This is a genomic window from Glutamicibacter sp. ZJUTW, assembly GCF_008370855.1.
Lineage (GTDB): Bacteria > Actinomycetota > Actinomycetes > Actinomycetales > Micrococcaceae > Glutamicibacter > Glutamicibacter nicotianae.
In genome coordinates this window covers 573223-589600 of the sequence record NZ_CP043624.1, presented here as the reverse complement: position 1 = coordinate 589600, position 16378 = coordinate 573223, and the positions used below count along the sequence as shown (strand labels likewise).

Sequence of the window (16378 nt, the reverse complement as noted above, 5' to 3'; positions counted from 1 at the left end):
ATTTTCGGCCACTGGAATACTGCCGGTCCGCAGTTGGTTGCACCAAGCGGAAGTTAGATGTGTTTGCATATATTCGGAGGTTCCAGTGACTACGCAGTTCCCCTTGCCCGAGATCGGCGCCGAGACCTTCGGCGACATCACCGAGGACGCCGACGGCAACCCGCTGAGCCATGCCCAGGTGATCCGCAATGTCATCACCGAAGGGCAGCAGGCCGAAGCCTCGAATCTTGATTTTTTCGGCGTGGGCGAGCACCACCGCGACGACTACGCCATCTCCTCCCCCGAAATCGTGCTGGCCGCGCTGGCCAGCACCACGCAGCGCATCAAGCTGGGCACCGCGGTAACCGTGCTCTCCAGCGATGACCCGGTGCGCGTCTACGAACGCTTCGCGACCTTGGACGCCATTTCCAACGGGCGGACCGAGATCATCGCCGGCCGCGGCTCCTTCATCGAATCCTTCCCGCTGTTCGGCCTGGACCTCGAGGACTACGAGGACCTGTTCGAGGAGAAGCTGCATCTGCTGGCCAAGCTGCGCCACGGCGCACCGGTGTCATGGCAGGGAAAGCACCGCTCTGCCCTGCGCAACCAGCAGATCTACCCGCTGCTGGAGGGCAAGCCGCTGACCACGTGGGTGGGGGTCGGCGGCAGCCCGCAGTCGGTGATCCGCGCGGCCCGGCACGGCCTGCCGCTGTGCCTGGCCATCATCGGCGGCCAGCCTTCGGCGTTCGAAGGCCTGGCCACCCTCTACCGCCGCGCGCTGGAGGAATTCGGCCAGGAGCAGCTGCCGGTCTCGGCGCACTTCCATGGCCTGGTGGCTGGCAGCGACGAGGAAGCCCTGGAAACGCTCTGGCCCCATTACCAGCGCACCATGAACCGGCTGGGGGCCGAACGGGGCTGGCCACCTGCCAGCAAAATGCGCTTGCAGGCCTCCATGGGACCGGAGGGAGCCATGATGGCCGGCAGCCCGGACACCGTGGCGCGGAAGATGACCAAGGTGGCCCAGCAGCTGGGCCTATCCCGCGTCGACATCAAGTACTCTGCGGGCTCCTTGCCGCACGAGGCGATGCTGGAGAGCATCAAGCTGCTTGGCGAAGAGGTCAAGCCTCGGGTGCACCAGCTGCTCGGAGCCTAGCTTCCGGACTGTGCCGGAGACGACGAAAGCCACCGCATTGCGGTGGCTTTCGATTTTGGTGGATCTTACTGGACTCGAACCAGCGACCTTTCGCGTGTGAGGCGAACGCTCTAACCAACTGAGCTAAAGATCCATCTGCGCCCTGACTTGCTAGCCAAGTGCATAAGCAATCCTACCGGGGAAACGAGCCCCGCTCCAAATCGGCCCCGGCTCAAGCCGCCGGATCCCTGCCCCAAACACGCCGATGTGCCGCATCGAACGCCGCGTTGAATCCCAGCGGCTTGGCCAGTGAGTAGAACAGAAAAACAATGCCGAATGGTTTATTTGGGATTCACCTGAAAGTACCCTTTTCCACTTGTCAAAAAGGGACTTCAGGCTCCATAATTTTTCTAGCTCATCGAGCTCAAACTGGACCCTACAAGGAAGTTGCCGGAAGCCGCCGGCATCGGTCCCCTCAAGGCCAACGAAACCGCGCAGTGGATTTTGATCCACCGCGCAAAGCCTCATCTTTCGTTCGTTCTTAGCTTTTAGGACCGTACCCCAGTGTTTGAAAACCTGAACTTTTCCTTGTCATCCCTATGCGTTCTGCCAGCCCAGCGCGATGAATTGGCGACCCTCTACACCGTGGTCGACCAGCGCTGGCATCAGAAGTTCGATCGCCTCAGCCTCCTGGTGACCGTGCGCGACCAGGGCACCCTGGTTGCCGCCGGCCTGGTGCACGACTCCATCGTGGCGCCGACGTCCTCGATGAACGCGGTGGAACTGGGCTGCATGGCCGTGCGCGCCGACTACCGCCGCCTGGGCATCCGCCAGCATGTGACCTCATTGCGCCTGGCCCATGCCCTGCGTTCGGGCAAGACCCCGATCAGCGTCATCGATTCGCAGAACCCTGCCTCCTGGGCCTTCTACGAGCGCTCCGAGCTGTGGCAGCGCGAGCGCAGCTTCGAGCACGAGGGCCGGCTCAAGTTCATCTACCGGGCCACCGAAGCCGCCTGGCAGTGGGCCGCGGACCTGCCGCAGGCTTCCGCCGACCAGGTAGCCATCCAGCTGCCCGGCGCCGCGCAGCCGGTCCCGAGCCTGGCTCTGCCCGCCAGCCCGATGCACCGCTTCGCCGCGCAGTTCGGCTCCGAGGATCCGGCCTCCGCCGTGCCGGTGATGTGACGGCCTGGGACGGCTTTCTGGATCAGGCTAGAACAGGGCGTCCTGCTGCTCGTCCACCATGGCGTGGCCCGGCAGCGGGGCGACTTCGCCGGCCCGGCGAGCGCGAGCTGCCTCGTGCAAGTCGATCGGGGTGACCTTCAGGACCGCATCGACCATGGCGTTGAGGAACTGCGGGGCGGCAATGTCGGCAGGCACCGGGGCATGGACGCACTTGACCTCCGGCTGCTCGGCCGCATCATCCCAGTCCACCAGCAGCAGACCGGTTGCGGTGTAGCCGAAGCCGTCGCCGAAGTCGCGCAGCTTGCGGATCATGTCCACGGTGCGGCGGAAGGCCGCCGGCTCGGATTCCAGGATCGTGGCGCGCTGCACGAAGAAGAACCCGACGGCGGCCAGCGGGTACCGGGCGCGCAGGTTCGCCGCGTCGCCGTAGGCCTCTTCATAGCGGTTGGCCAGGTTCTTGCCGAAGGACGAGGTCATCGCCTTGGTGCTCAGCAGCAGTTCGGGGCCGGTGGACCAGTGGGTCATCACCACGTCGGTCTGCTTCATGTAGGCGCGGCCCAGGATGCGCGCGTCGGTGCTGCCCGCCTTGCCGGCCATGATCGACTCGTGCACCTCGTCGGCCAGCCGCTCGGGCAGCTTGCGCAGCAGCTGGAGGATGTCGCTGGACAGCACCCGCGGCGCTTCGGGGCGCGGCCAGACCAGGTCGGCATCGAAGCCGGCACGGCGCAGCTCGTGGGCCAGCCAGGCATCCACGCCCTGGGCGAAACGGCCCGAACGGGTGACCGCCTTGGAACGCACCGGGATGCTCAGCAGCCGCTCGAGCACCGCGTAGGACGGGTTGAATTCCCCGGTGACCGCGCCATTATCCAGCCAGGGCGAATCCTTTGGCGCGGACATCAAGGTGGCATCGAATTCGGCGAAGGCCAGGGTCTTCTCGATCGCAGGATTGGCCACGCTTATCCCTTCACTGCTTTGCTTCGGGCCTTGCGGCGTTCGAGCATGTTCATCCGCGCCGCGCGCAGCGCCTCGATCGCTTCCGCATCCAGGCCGAGCAGCGCCTTGAGCACCACGGAATCCACCAGGTTCGCCGCTTCCTGCTTGCGCCCATGGGCCAGCAGCTCGCGCACCTCGGGCTTGATGGCGCGCAATTGCGGGGCATGGCGCTGCACCATGCCGATGGCCGGGACCGGCAGCTGGTCGGCTTCGCTCGGCTCCAGCTTCAGGATGCCGCCGCCGTAGGAACGTCCCACCATTTCGGCGCCGAGCATGGTCAGCGTGTTCAGCGACGCCACCGGCAGCAGCTCGCGGCCCAGCTCGCGCGCATCGGCACCCAGGTACACCCCGTGGATCGAGTTGATATGGTGCACCCCGGCCTCGTTGGCGGTCAGCCGCGGGGTATCGGCGTTCATGTAGGTCATGAACAAATCCGGCACCGACAGCACCGGCACCCGCCACCACGGCGAGCGCACCCGGCACTTGTAGGCCGCATCCACGTTCAGCAGTTCGCCGCTGGCCACGAAGCGCGCGCCGGCGCCGCTGGGTTCCGCGGCGGGACGGAACATCCAGGCCGCCGCCCCGTGCGCTGCCAGCTTTTCCCAGCCCTCCTCGCTCAGCTCCAGCCCGCGCAGGTGGCGCGAGCCCGGCGGCGAGATGCGGATCAAATCCTCGTCGGCCAGCCCCAGCTCCTGGACCTGCGCGGCGGAAAGCGTGAACCACTTGTTGTTGCCGGTGACAGCACCCAGCGAGGTTTCGCCCCAGGACTGCAGCGGAGCCATCCGGCCGGCGGCCAGAGCCGCGGACAGGATCCCCTGCGCTTCGAGGCCCACCAGCGATCCTGTCCAGCGGTCGTTGCCGCGTGCCGGGGTGTGCCGGGTGCCAGCGCCCAGGGTGTGCAGGTCATGGGCATTGCGGAATTGGTGCAGGCTGAAGGAATCGCTGGAGCCCTGGCGGTACCCCTCGGCCAGCAGCAGCACCACTTCTTCCTGCGCGTCGGCAAACAGGCGTTCCTCGAAGACTGCCAGGTGCACGCTGGCGAAGCGCTCGAGCAGCATCTGGCGCACCGGCCCTGCGTAGTTCACGAACATCAGCTCTGCCGGAAGCACCAGCGCCAGGCGCCCGCCGGCGGCCAGGAAGCTGGTGGAGTGCACGACGAAGGCCGCCCAGATGCTGGCCAGCTCGTTCAGCTCCACGCCCGAGGCCTTGGCCGCGGCGCGCGAGAGTTGCCGGTCGGCACCGCGGTGCAGCTGGTAGCGCACATAGGGCGGGTTGCCGATGACCGCATCGAAGTCTGCGTGCCCGGGAACCTCGAAGAAGTTGGCCTGTTCGATCTGCGCGTCGATCCCGGCGGCCTGCATCCGCGCACGGGCCGCCTGCACCGATGGCTCGTGCAGCTCCAGGCCCACCAGTTCCACCGGGCCCCTGCCGTCGTCCAGCACCGCGTTCGCTGCGGCCAGGAATTGCGCATCGCCGCAGGAGGGTTCCAGAACCCTGCTGCCGTGCTGCCCCAGCGCCCACTGCGCCATGAAGCTGGCCACGGGTTCCGGGGTGAAGTAGGCGCCGCGCGCATGGCGGGCAGTGGCCGGATCAGTCAATTCTCTACTCAACACTCATCGATCTTTCCACGCAGGCCAGACAGTTTGGCTGGCCCAGAAGACCGGGTCCGGGCTGCAACTTCTCTATTCTACGTGCGCGGGACGCCCGCTGATTTCCGTTCCTAGTGGGCGGCTTCGGCTTCGCCCTTGCGGCGCAGCTTCTGGATGCCCAGGACGATGGCGGTAATCACCGAGCCGATGATGAAACCGGCCAGGCAGGAGAAGGCGGTATTCACCAGCCAGCCGAGCATGGCGCCTGCCTGGCCGCTTGCGTCGTGGACCAGCAGCTCCACATGGTGCACGAAGCCGTACGGCGCATGCCAGCCGAGCTCGTCCATGCCGACCAGCAGCAGGTGCCCACCGACCCAGAGCATCGCGATCACGCCGACCTTGCTCAGGATGGACATCACGATGGGCATCGCCTTGACCAGGCCGCGGCCGATCTTCTGCGAGAGATGGCGCGGCTTGGCGGCCATGTGCAGGCCGATGTCGTCCATTTTCACGATCAAGCCCACGGCGCCATAGACCACGACGGTCATCAGGATCGCGATCACGACCAGGATCAGCGCCCGGTTCAGGAAGGATTCGTGCGCCACCTCATTCAGCGAGATGACCATGATCTCCGCAGAGAGCACGAGGTCGGTGCGCACGGCCGAACCGATGATCGCTTTTTCGTCGCGCACGCCCTCCTTGCCGCCCGGAGTGTGGTGCTTGATCGCGCCCATCGCTTCGAGCAGCTTCTCGGCCCCTTCGAAGACCAGATAGGCGCCTCCGACCATCAGGATCGGGGTCAGCGCCCAGGGGGCGAACTGCGAAAGGATCAGAGCGACCGGAAGGATGATCAGCATCTTGTTCCGGATGGAGCCAACGGCGATCTTCCAGATGATCGGAAGCTCGCGCTTCGGCGAGAGCCCTGCCACGTATTGCGGGGTGACTGCCGCATCGTCGATCACGACACCCAGGGATTTGGTGCTGGCCTTGCCAGCGCCCAGCGCGATGTCGTCCAGCGATGCCGCGGTGACTTTCACCAGGGCGGCCACGTCGTCCAATAGTGCTGCAAGGCCTCCGGCCATGGTCGGCTCCTCAAATCTAGGTTCTGCGCAGAATTCTACCGGCGGGATCCTAGAGCCTGCCACAGGCGCGAGGTTGCATCGGGCACAATCCGGGGTGAAAACGAAAACCGTGCCATGAAAACTCATCGGCACGGTTCCAGCTGCTGGTCCAAGACCAGATCAGAGCCCCCTACCGGATTCGAACCGGTGACCTTCAGTTTACAAGACAGACGCTCTGGCCAGCTGAGCTAAGGGGGCGTACCGGATAAGAATATCGGAAAACCCCTCGGCACTGCGAATTGGCGCAGCCGCGCAGCGCATGCCCGATTAAATGCCAATGGGAAGGAAGCCAGCATTGGCTTCCTTCCCATCGACCGGGTGCGAGATCACTAAGGATACTACCGGATCCCGGACAATTGTCCAGCGGTGGCTGGATGGGCTTACTTGTTGGCAGCGATGGCTTTCTCGACCTCGGTCGGGAAGTCTTGGGTTCCCAGTGCGAACTCCTTGCCCTGGATGAAGATCGAAGGGGTGCCGGCTACGCCGTCGTACTGGCCAGCGGTCGTGGCGTACTGGACGAATGGACGGAACTTGCCATCCTCGATGCACTTGGTCACGGAGTCAGCAGCGCCGTTCTGGATGGCCAGGTCCGCAAGCTCGGCGTTCTTCATCTCGCCCTCTGGGTAGTGGCCCCACAGCGCCTTGACGAAGCTCATGTAGGCAGCTGGGCTCTCGTCGGCAACGCAAGCCAGTGCGTTGGCGCCGCGCGAGGAGAAGTTGGTTGGCGAACCACGGTCCAGGTAGCCGACGTTGCGGTATTCAACGGTGACATCGCCATTGGCCAGCCATTCTTCGATCTGGTCGCCGTAGGTGGCCTCGAAGTCTGCGCAGTGGACGCAGTTGGCGTCAACGTACATGGTGATATTGATCGGCTCGCCCTTGTCAGCCACCGTCAGGTCGCGCGGGGTGGCAGGATTCGGCGCTTCGGCAGGCGCTTCAAGGGTCTTGATGTCCACGTTCTCGATGGTCTTCTGTGCAACGGTGTCTGGCGAGGTGACCATGATGCCGCCCGCTGCGGTACCGCCCTGCGGCACGGCGCCGGCGTCGGCAATCTTGGCGTTGTTGTTCTGCACGATCAAAGTAACTACCAGTGCGATGACCACAATGACTGCAGCCAAGACACCCAGCTTCACGAAAAGCGACTTGCGCTTCTGGGCGGCTTCTTGCGCGGCACGCATCTGCGCCGCCTTCTCACGGGCACTCGCGGTGCGCTCCGCCTTCGATGGGCGCGGGTTATTCGTAGACATGTATTTGGCGTTTCCTTGGTCAGCGGACAAGTATCATCAGGAGTCAAGCTTAGCCAATTCCCGGGGTCCGTATCCGTGAAAACTCAAGATTGATCCACCTTCACAGGACTCACATATCTTCCGCATACAGCCCCCAAAGTGCCCTTCACGGCTTAACTTGAGCGTTAAACCAAGTGACCAGCGGAAATGGTTTGTCTACTGCCATTGCCATCCTGAGTACACGGCATCTGCGCAAAAGTGACGCGTATGACGGTGCAATCCGCCCCATCGTTCCCTTACCAGCCAGTTTTCATTAGGCTAAATAGCAAGAGCGAGGAAATTAGACGAGAAGTCATTCACTCAGAACCGACGAATCTGCACCACGCCGGTGAATCAGATTGAATAAACCAGGAGGTTTGCAGTGGGTAACCCAGCGCCGAGTACAAAGACCGAGAATTCCTACGATTTCGTGGTTGTGGCCAACCGCCTTCCGGTGGACCGCATCACCAATCCTGACGGGTCGCAAGGATTCCAGCGTTCGCCCGGTGGCTTGGTGACGGCCCTGGAACCTGTTATGGCCGCCTCCGAAGGCGCTTGGGTGGGCTGGCATGGCGGTATTGGCGAGGAGCTGGAGAGCTTCGACAAGGATGACATCCATCTGGTTCCGGTCCCCCTGGATGAAGATGACTTGACCCAGTACTACGAGGGCTTCTCCAACTCGACGCTGTGGCCGCTCTACCACGACGTGATCGTGCCACCGGAATACCATCGCACCTGGTGGGACCGGTACAAGAGAATCAACCGGCGATTCGCCGATGCAGTACTGGGTATTGCCGCTCCGGACGCGACCGTTTGGGTCCACGACTATCAGCTGCAGCTGGTTCCGCAGATGCTGCGGCTGGCACGCCCTGATCTGAAGATAGGCTTCTTCCTGCACATACCGTTTCCGGCAGCCAGCCTGTTCTCGCAGCTGCCGTGGCGCACGCAGATTCTGGAGGGGCTGGCCGGGGCTGATCTGGTCGGATTCCAGCGTGAAACCGATGCCAGCAATTTCCTGCGCTGCCTGCGCCGGTTCACCGGCTACTCGACCAAGGGCGATGTGGCGTCGCCGCCAGCCGGCAACGAAATGCAGAATCTCTGCCGTGCCAAGGCCCATCCGATCTCCATCGATACGGAGCACATCGCCAAGCTATCGCGCGATCCGCAAATCATCGCCCGCGCGGCACAGATCCGCCATGAGCTGGGCAACCCGAAAACCATCATGCTCGGCGTGGACCGCTTGGACTACACCAAGGGCATCCGCCACCGCCTGAAGGCCTACGGCGAGCTGCTCTCCGACCAGACGCTGCGCGCCGGCGACGTCTGCCTGATCCAGGTTGCCAGCCCCAGCCGGGAAAACGTGGACAGCTACATCGAGCTGCGCGACCAGGTGGAACTGATGGTCGGCCAGATCACCGGCCAGCATGACACCCTGAGCCACACCACCCTGCGCTACCTGCATCAGTCCTATCCGCTGCGCGAAATGATCGCCATGTACCTGGCCGCCGACGTCCTGCTGGTCACGGCCCTGCGCGATGGCATGAACCTGGTGGCCAAGGAGTACGTCGCCGCTCACCAGGACGGCCGCGGCGTGCTGGTGCTCTCGGAGTACACCGGTGCTGCCGATCAGCTGACCCAGGCCGTACTGGTCAATCCCCACGACATCGACGGGATGAAGGCCAAGATCGTGGAAGCGGTCCAGATGAACGAGACGGAGCAGGAACGCCGGATGAAGCGCATGAACCGCCATTTGGCGCTCAATGATGTTTCCAAATGGTCCGATGATTTCCTGGCTGAACTGGCCGAGATCAATGCGGCCACCTCCGTGCAAGAAATCGTTCGCTAAGCAGATTCCCGCGGGAATCGTGATCCTTGATGAGGAACGCATTGCCAGAACTAGATCCTTCCCTGCATGCCGCGCTGGCTGAGTTTGCCGAGCACGAGCGGGTGCTCGTGGCTTTGGACTTTGATGGAACGATGTCCCCGCTGGTCGACCGGCCGCAAGATGCCCGGCCGCTGCCTCAGACCGCTGCCGCCTTCGAGCAGCTGGCGGCCAGCCCCGGGGTATACACCGCTGTAGTGTCGGGCCGTAACCTGCAGTCCTTGCGCGAGGTCTACCCGCAGCCGCGTCCAGGGATTTGCATTGGCTCGCACGGCGCCGAACGCGTGGTTCCGTCCCGGTTGGGTGCAAACTGGCAGGATGAGCCGCTGACCGCCGAGCAAACCGCACTGCTTGGAACAGTGACCCAGCGATTGGAGCACGTCGCGGCAGCGCATGAGAACGCCAGCTTGGAGTACAAGCCGTCGGCCACGGTCCTGCATGTCCGCCAGGCACTGCCGGATGCGGCTGCCAAGGCCTTGGCACAGGCGCGGCAAGCCCTTGCTGATTTGGACGGTGTGAAACTGCTCGATGGCAAGGCGGTCTTGGAAGCCACCGTGCATCACGGCGACAAGGGCCAAAGCCTGCAGTGGCTGCGTGAGACCCTCGACGTGCAGGCGGTCCTTTTTGCTGGCGATGACGTCACCGACGAGAACGGATTCAGGGTCCTCGGCGCGGAAGATGTGGGCATCAAGGTGGGATCCGGGCCAACAGCGGCAGCGTATTCTATCTCTTCGCCTGCTGATCTGCCAGAACTTTTGAAAAGTCTCATTTCCATGCGAAACTGAAGTGTCCCAATTCACTTTCACTACGGATCGTCGGGCACGTACCTGCCCGTGAAAGGATTGTCATCATGGCAACTGTGACCTTTGAAAAGGCCACCCGCATTTACCCGGGCGCACTTGTGCCCTCCGTCGACGCAATCGACTTGGAAATCCAAGATGGAGAATTCCTTGTTCTAGTTGGCCCCTCGGGTTGCGGCAAATCCACGACTCTGCGCATGCTTGCAGGCTTGGAAGAAGTAAATTCCGGCCGCATTCTCATTGGCGACAAGGACGTGACCAACGTTCCGCCAAAGGACCGCGACATCGCCATGGTCTTCCAGAACTACGCGCTGTACCCCCACATGACCGTCGCCGAGAATATGGGCTTTGCCTTGAAGATCGCCGGCGTCGACAAGGAAGAGCGCAAGCAGCGTGTGCTGGAAGCAGCCAAGCTTCTGGACCTGGAGAAGTACCTGGACCGCAAGCCCAAGGCCCTCTCGGGCGGCCAGCGCCAGCGTGTGGCCATGGGCCGCGCCATTGTTCGTTCGCCCCAGGTGTTCTTGATGGACGAGCCGCTGTCCAACCTCGATGCAAAGCTGCGAGTGCAGACCCGTACCCAAATTGCTTCGCTGACCCGTCGTCTCGGAGTCACGACCGTATACGTGACCCACGATCAGGTGGAAGCGCTGACCATGGGCGACCGCGTTGCAGTGCTCAAGGACGGCGAGCTGCAGCAGGTAGGCACCCCACGCGAGCTCTATGATCGCCCACGCAATGTGTTCGTCGCAGGTTTCATCGGTTCCCCTGCCATGAACCTGGTGCAGCTGCAGTCGTCCAATGGACAGGTGGCTTTCGGTTCAACCACCATCGACGCACCGGGAGCCCAAGGTGGAACGACTTTGGGCTTCCGCCCAGAAGACATCGAGATCGTCAGTGCCGGCGAAGGCGTCGAGATTGTTGTAGACGTGGTTGAAGAGCTCGGCGCAGATGCCTACATCTACGGCTCAGCGGAGCTGGGCGGCAAAACCCAGATGGTAGTTGTTCGTGTTGATGGCCGTACGCCTCCTGCACGTGGAGCGCGCATCAACATTGCACCAAATATGCAGCACGTGCACCTGTTTGATACTGAAAGCGGTCTGCGTTTGGACAACGCCTAGTACCTGCAACATCGGCGGCTCGGAAATGAATTTCCGAGCCGCCGATGAATTTAAACGGTGGCGTACCTTCTCGGTTAAACATCGAAGGCCCCGAACTCTCGTTCGGGGCCTTCGGCAAATTATGCCCGGCGATGACCTACTCTCCCACACCCTCCCGAGTGCAGTACCATCGGCGCTGTGGGTCTTAGCTTCCAGGTTCGGTATGGAGCTGGGCGTTTCCCCCACGCTATGATCGCCGTAACTCTATACCTCATGGATAACCATGGGAAAACTACGGTGTCATTCGCGATTGCGACAACTCCATAACTATATCAAGCACGCAGGGGTTGCGCCACTTCAGAACCGGTTAGCAGCAGTGTCCTTCGCCATACTCAGCTGCCAGGTCTAGCTCCAGATGTTATCCCCGCGCAACGTCGCCTCCGCACCGCCGTCGCAGTAGATGGTTTGGCCGGTGACGTGAGTGTTTTCTTCACTCGTCAGCCACAGGAGCAGCCTGGCGATCACCACAGCCTCAGAGTGGTAGTTCAGCGGCATCGGCACATTCTTGTCGACCATTGCTTTGCCTTCGTCGGTGGCCAGCAATTCGCGAGTCATGTTGGTGATCACGGTGCCAGGAGCCACAGCATTCAATGGGATTCCTGCGCCGGCCCACTTCTCCGTGATGCATTCACGGCGTACCCAGCGGCTCAGCGCGCGCTTGGAGGACGGGTAGTTCAAATAGCCGGCTCCAGGGCCAGCGGCTTCCAGCTCTGCGCCAATGGCCAGGGATGCCTCTTCGTCGCCCGTAAGCAATGCTTCAACCAGTTCAGCGGAATTCTGCTGGATCGAAGCCATCGAGGACACGACGGCCACACGCGGTGCCTCCGATTGCCCCAGAGCTGGCAGGAGGCCTTCCAGATACTCGGTAACACCGAAGTAGTTTACCGATACCGTAATTGCCTTAGGAGCCGAAATTCCCGCGGCAGCGATGACAGCGTCAATCTTGCCTTCGGAAAGCTCTAGAGTCTGCTTGATGGCGCTTTGCCGGCCTTCCTGAGTCGACAGGTCAGCCGCGACGTCAGTATCACGTAGATCAACGCCGATGACCTTGTGCCCACGTTCGCGAATCAATTCAGTTGTGGCTGCACCAATGCCGGAAGCAGCGCCAGTAACGACATAAGTTCTCACGTTTGGTTTCCCTCTTTCGCAATTGGAAGATGAGTCGAGAGACCATCGATGAGTCAGTCGCGGCCTCGCTCATATCCCACACTAGGCCTATTTTCGGTGTCCTCTTGAACTACGATGCCTAAGTCAAGCATTTGTGGTCGCAGGTCGACACGGCAGCGGCCAGCGGCCAGCGGCCAAACCCCCTTAAACACGAACAGGCCAGACGTTGCGCCTGGCCACCCGCACCACACTCACGGGTTAAACAGGTGAGGCTCCAACCATCACTGGCTAGAGCCTCAAACCCACTTAGGTTAAGTCCGGCGGTGACCTACTCTCCCACACCCTCACGAGTGCAGTACCATCGGCGCAATGGGCCTTAGCTTCCGGGTTCGGTATGGGACCGGGCGTTTCCCCCACGCTATGACCGCCGTAACAATCACGAAGCACACAAACCCCATGGTTTGATGCATTCCGGTGTCATTAATGCCTTATGTTATTTCTGGCTAGAGGTTGTTGTCTCGTAACCGCATAGTGAACGCGAACAGCATTGAAAAATATCAGTTCAAATTATTGTTTTATTGTGTGTTGTAAGCCATCGGCCTATTAGTACAGGTCAGCTGCACAAGTCTTCAGTCCTTGCTTCCACATCCTGCCTATCAACCCAGTGGTCTAGCTGGGGGCCTCTCACACACAAAGGTGCATGGAAATCTCATCTCGAAGCAGGCTTCCCGCTTAGATGCTTTCAGCGGTTATCCCTTCCAAACGTAGCTAATCAGCGATGCACTTGGCAGTACAACTGACACACCAGAGGTTCGTCCGTCCCGGTCCTCTCGTACTAAGGACAGCCCTTCTCAAATTTCCAACGCGCGCAGCGGATAGGGACCGAACTGTCTCACGACGTTCTAAACCCAGCTCGCGTACCGCTTTAATGGGCGAACAGCCCAACCCTTGGGACCTACTCCAGCCCCAGGATGCGACGAGCCGACATCGAGGTGCCAAACCATGCCGTCGATATGGACTCTTGGGCAAGATCAGCCTGTTATCCCCGAGGTACCTTTTATCCGTTGAGCGACGGCCCTTCCACGAGGTGCCGCCGGATCACTAGTCCCGACTTTCGTCCCTGCTCGAGCTGTCACTCTCACAGTCAAGCTCCCTTGTGCACTTACACTCGACACCTGATTGCCAACCAGGCTGAGGGAACCTTTGGGCGCCTCCGTTACATTTTAGGAGGCAACCGCCCCAGTTAAACTACCCATCAGGCACTGTCCCTGAACCAGATCATGGTCCGAAGTTAGGTGACCGGTACAGCCAGAGTGGTATTTCAACGATGACTCCACCTGGACTAGCGTCCAAGCTTCACAGTCTCCCACCTATCCTACACAAGCTGCACCGAACACCAATACCAAACTATAGTAAAGGTCTCGGGGTCTTTCCGTCCTGCTGCGCGTAACGAGCATCTTTACTCGTACTGCAATTTCGCCGAGTTCATGGTTGAGACAGCGGGGAAGTCGTTACTCCATTCGTGCAGGTCGGAACTTACCCGACAAGGAATTTCGCTACCTTAGGATGGTTATAGTTACCACCGCCGTTTACTGGGGCTTAAATTCTCAGCTTCGCCACAAAAGTGACTAACCAGTCCTCTTAACCTTCCAGCACCGGGCAGGAGTCAGTCCGTATACATCGTCTTGCGACTTCGCACGGACCTGTGTTTTTAGTAAACAGTCGCTTCCCCCTGGTCTCTGCGGCCCACACCCGCATCAGAGAAGCAAGTTCTCATCACGGGGCAGGCCCCCCTTCTTCCGAAGTTACGGGGGCATTTTGCCGAGTTCCTTAACCATGATTCTCTCGATCGCCTTAGTATTCTCTACCTGATCACCTGTGTCGGTTTGGGGTACGGGCGGACTGGGACCTCGCGCCGATGCTTTTCTAGGCAGCATAGGATCACCGAATCACCCCATAAACGGGGCGCCTATCAGGTCTCAGAATACATGAGCGGCGGATTTGCCAACCGCTCTTCCTACACCCTTGGACCAGGTCAATTCCATTGCCTGGCTCGGCTACCTTCCTGCGTCACACCTGTTAATACGCTGACCTCACTGCATCGGTTCCCACCACACCACCAGCAACCATTCCCGAAGGAACAAATCACCGGATCCGTCATGGTTAGCATCCACAGCTCAGTATGGGCGGTCCTTCGCCGGTACGGGAATATCAACCCGTTGTCCATCGACTACGCCTGTCGGCCTCGCCTTAGGTCCCGACTAACCCAGGGCAGATTAGCTTAACCCTGGAACCCTTGATCATTCGGCGGACGGGTTTCTCACCCGTCATTCGCTACTCATGCCTGCATTCTCACTCGTGTGGCCTCCACCGCTGGTTTACACCGCGACTTCACCGTCCACACGACGCTCCCCTACCCATCCAAACACCCAATCGAAACCAGGTTAATATTTGAATGACGCAACTTCGGCGGTGTGCTTGAGCCCCGCTACATTATCGGCGCGGAATCACTTGACCAGTGAGCTATTACGCACTCTTTCAAGGGTGGCTGCTTCTAAGCCAACCTCCTGGTTGTCACAGCAACTCCACATCCTTTTCCACTTAGCACACGCTTAGGGGCCTTAGTTGGCGTTCTGGGCTGTTTCCCTCTCGACTATGAAGCTTATCCCCCACAGTCTCACTGCTGCGCTCTCACTTGCCGGCATTCGGAGTTTGGCTAAGGTCAGTAACCTTGTAGGGCCCATCGCCTATCCAGTAGCTCTACCTCCAGCAAGAAACACGCAACGCTGCACCTAAATGCATTTCGGGGAGAACCAGCTATCACGAAGTTTGATTGGCCTTTCACCCCTACCCACAGCTCATCCCCTCCATTTTCAACTGAAGTGGGTTCGGTCCTCCACACGCTCTTACACGCGCTTCAACCTGGCCATGGGTAGATCACTTCGCTTCGGGTCTAGATCACGCCACTCAAACGCCCTATTCAGACTCGCTTTCGCTACGGCTTCCCCCCACGGGTTAACCTCGCGACGTAACACTAACTCGCAGGCTCATTCTTCAAAAGGCACGCCATCACCACACACAAGGCATGGCTCTAACGGATTGTAAGCGCACGGTTTCAGGTACTATTTCACTCCCCTCCCGGGGTACTTTTCACCATTCCCTCACGGTACTGATTCACTATCGGTCATCAAGTAGTATTCAGGCTTACCAGGTGGTCCTGGCAGATTCACACAAGGTTTCACGGGCCCCGTGCTACTCGGGTATCAACACTAGAACGGCAGACACGCATTACACCTACGGGACTATCACCCTCTCTGGTCCGGCATTCCAACCGATTCACCTATACGCCTGCACCTCATCCCACCAGCAAGATAGCGCTGGTACATGTCAACCCCACAACCCCGATGATGCAACGCCTATCCGCTATCACACACCAACCGGTTTAGCCCCATCCGCGTTCGCTCGCCACTACTAACGGAATCACTATTGTTTTCTCTTCCTGCGGGTACTGAGATGTTTCACTTCCCCGCGTTCCCTCCACACAGCCTATACATTCAGCTGCAGGTCACACCACATAACATGGTGCGGGGTTCCCCCATTCGGAAATCCTGGCCTCAACGTCCGGTTATCGACTCCACCAGGCTTATCGCAGATTCCCACGTCCTTCATCGGCTCTTGATGCCAAGGCATCCACCGTGCGCCCTTAAAAACTTCAACACAAATCAAAGTCTCAGAATTGAGCAATAAAACAATCTAACAAAATCACGCAGACAAGACTCCAACACCAGGCAATCCAAGGAAAAGGACCACCCAGCTCATCTCATCTGCAAGATGCTCGCGTTCACTATACAGTTCCCAAACAACAACCCGCACCCCCGCAACAACACCCAAAACCAACACCAACCAAAGGCCAGCATCAATCCAACAGGACATCCTTGCAGCAAACACAGGACAAACACCGAAACACCAAGAACCCCTCACCCAAGCGAACACCACCAGGACCCTCCCCACAGGAAGAACCCCGGCAACCATTCACCAGGAAAGGAGGCTTGTTGCCTCAAAACCCAACAGCATGCCAAACCATACAAACCACACAACACCCACACACCGCATTCCAGCACCGCAAGAAGAAAACCCCTGCAATGCGTACTAGCAGATGCCCAAGCACCAC

Annotated in this window: 10 protein-coding genes, 2 tRNA genes and 3 rRNA genes; 5 read left to right on the top strand and 10 right to left on the bottom strand. The window is 60.4% G+C overall.

The annotated features are described in order from the left end of the window. The first annotated feature begins 85 nt into the window (after positions 1 to 85). Positions 86 to 1132: an Atu2307/SP_0267 family LLM class monooxygenase gene (locus F0M17_RS02870; RefSeq protein WP_149596349.1), complete on the top strand. Its 1047-nt coding sequence runs from the start codon at positions 86 to 88 to the stop codon at positions 1130 to 1132. Positions 1133 to 1188: 56 nt separating this feature from the next. On the opposite strand, the gene F0M17_RS02865 is transcribed toward F0M17_RS02870, so the two are convergent. Then, a tRNA-Val gene (locus F0M17_RS02865) sits at positions 1189 to 1265 on the bottom strand. A gap of 410 nt (positions 1266 to 1675) precedes the next feature. Here F0M17_RS02865 and F0M17_RS02860 point away from each other — a divergent pair. Next, positions 1676 to 2293: a GNAT family N-acetyltransferase gene (locus F0M17_RS02860; RefSeq protein WP_149596348.1), complete on the top strand. Its 618-nt coding sequence runs from the start codon at positions 1676 to 1678 to the stop codon at positions 2291 to 2293. A 27-nt stretch (positions 2294 to 2320) separates the two neighbouring features. On the opposite strand, the gene F0M17_RS02855 is transcribed toward F0M17_RS02860, so the two are convergent. From F0M17_RS02855 to F0M17_RS02835, 5 genes are all read right to left on the bottom strand, one after another. After that, positions 2321 to 3247 carry a hypothetical protein gene (locus tag F0M17_RS02855; protein WP_223308879.1) on the bottom strand — a complete coding sequence of 309 codons (927 nt, stop codon included), beginning with the start codon at positions 3245 to 3247 and terminating at the stop codon, positions 2321 to 2323. Positions 3248 to 3249: 2 nt separating this feature from the next. After that, entirely contained in the window at positions 3250 to 4896 is a 1647-nt protein-coding gene (locus F0M17_RS02850; RefSeq protein ID WP_246857117.1) for an N-6 DNA methylase, read from the bottom strand. 110 nt (positions 4897 to 5006) lie between these two features. Continuing rightward, positions 5007 to 5957, bottom strand: a complete 951-nt coding sequence (locus tag F0M17_RS02845) for a DUF808 domain-containing protein (protein ID WP_149596347.1) — start codon at positions 5955 to 5957, stop codon at positions 5007 to 5009. Positions 5958 to 6120: 163 nt separating this feature from the next. After that, positions 6121 to 6194: transfer RNA gene (locus tag F0M17_RS02840), tRNA-Thr, on the bottom strand. A gap of 182 nt (positions 6195 to 6376) precedes the next feature. Continuing rightward, entirely contained in the window at positions 6377 to 7243 is an 867-nt protein-coding gene (locus tag F0M17_RS02835) for a thioredoxin domain-containing protein (RefSeq protein WP_073706480.1), read from the bottom strand. 400 nt (positions 7244 to 7643) lie between these two features. On the opposite strand from F0M17_RS02835, the gene F0M17_RS02830 reads away from it, so the two are divergent. The 3 genes from F0M17_RS02830 to F0M17_RS02820 all read left to right on the top strand — a co-directional run bounded on the left by F0M17_RS02830 (position 7644) and on the right by F0M17_RS02820 (position 11061). Then, on the top strand, positions 7644 to 9107 hold the full coding sequence (locus F0M17_RS02830; RefSeq protein WP_149596346.1) for a trehalose-6-phosphate synthase: 1464 nt from the start codon (positions 7644 to 7646) through the stop codon (positions 9105 to 9107). A gap of 41 nt (positions 9108 to 9148) precedes the next feature. Further along, the gene (otsB, locus tag F0M17_RS02825; RefSeq protein ID WP_168201932.1) at positions 9149 to 9928 is read left to right on the top strand and encodes a trehalose-phosphatase; all 780 of its coding nucleotides are present in this window, start codon (positions 9149 to 9151) and stop codon (positions 9926 to 9928) included. A gap of 65 nt (positions 9929 to 9993) precedes the next feature. Continuing rightward, positions 9994 to 11061: an ABC transporter ATP-binding protein gene (locus F0M17_RS02820; protein ID WP_038990074.1), complete on the top strand. Its 1068-nt coding sequence runs from the start codon at positions 9994 to 9996 to the stop codon at positions 11059 to 11061. A gap of 123 nt (positions 11062 to 11184) precedes the next feature. On the opposite strand, the gene rrf (F0M17_RS02815) is transcribed toward F0M17_RS02820, so the two are convergent. The 4 genes from rrf (F0M17_RS02815) to F0M17_RS02800 form a co-directional block, all read right to left on the bottom strand. Continuing rightward, positions 11185 to 11301: ribosomal RNA gene (gene rrf / locus F0M17_RS02815) — 5S ribosomal RNA — on the bottom strand. A 144-nt stretch (positions 11302 to 11445) separates the two neighbouring features. Further along, on the bottom strand, positions 11446 to 12228 hold the full coding sequence (locus F0M17_RS02810; RefSeq protein WP_038990075.1) for an SDR family oxidoreductase: 783 nt from the start codon (positions 12226 to 12228) through the stop codon (positions 11446 to 11448). Positions 12229 to 12522: 294 nt separating this feature from the next. Next, positions 12523 to 12639 (bottom strand): 5S ribosomal RNA (gene rrf, locus F0M17_RS02805). Between the two features lie 150 nt (positions 12640 to 12789). Next, positions 12790 to 15924 (bottom strand): 23S ribosomal RNA (locus F0M17_RS02800). Between the last annotated feature and the right edge of the window lie 454 nt (positions 15925 to 16378).

Bases quoted from the DNA above. Each gene is read 5' to 3' on its own strand.
- F0M17_RS02845 (WP_149596347.1), bottom strand. From the start codon at position 5,957: ATGGCCGGAGGCCTTGCAGCACTATTGGACGACGTGGCCGCCCTGGTG.
- F0M17_RS02835 (WP_073706480.1), bottom strand. From the start codon at position 7,243: ATGTCTACGAATAACCCGCGCCCATCGAAGGCGGAGCGCACCGCGAGT.
- F0M17_RS02820 (WP_038990074.1), top strand. From the start codon at position 9,994: ATGGCAACTGTGACCTTTGAAAAGGCCACCCGCATTTACCCGGGCGCA.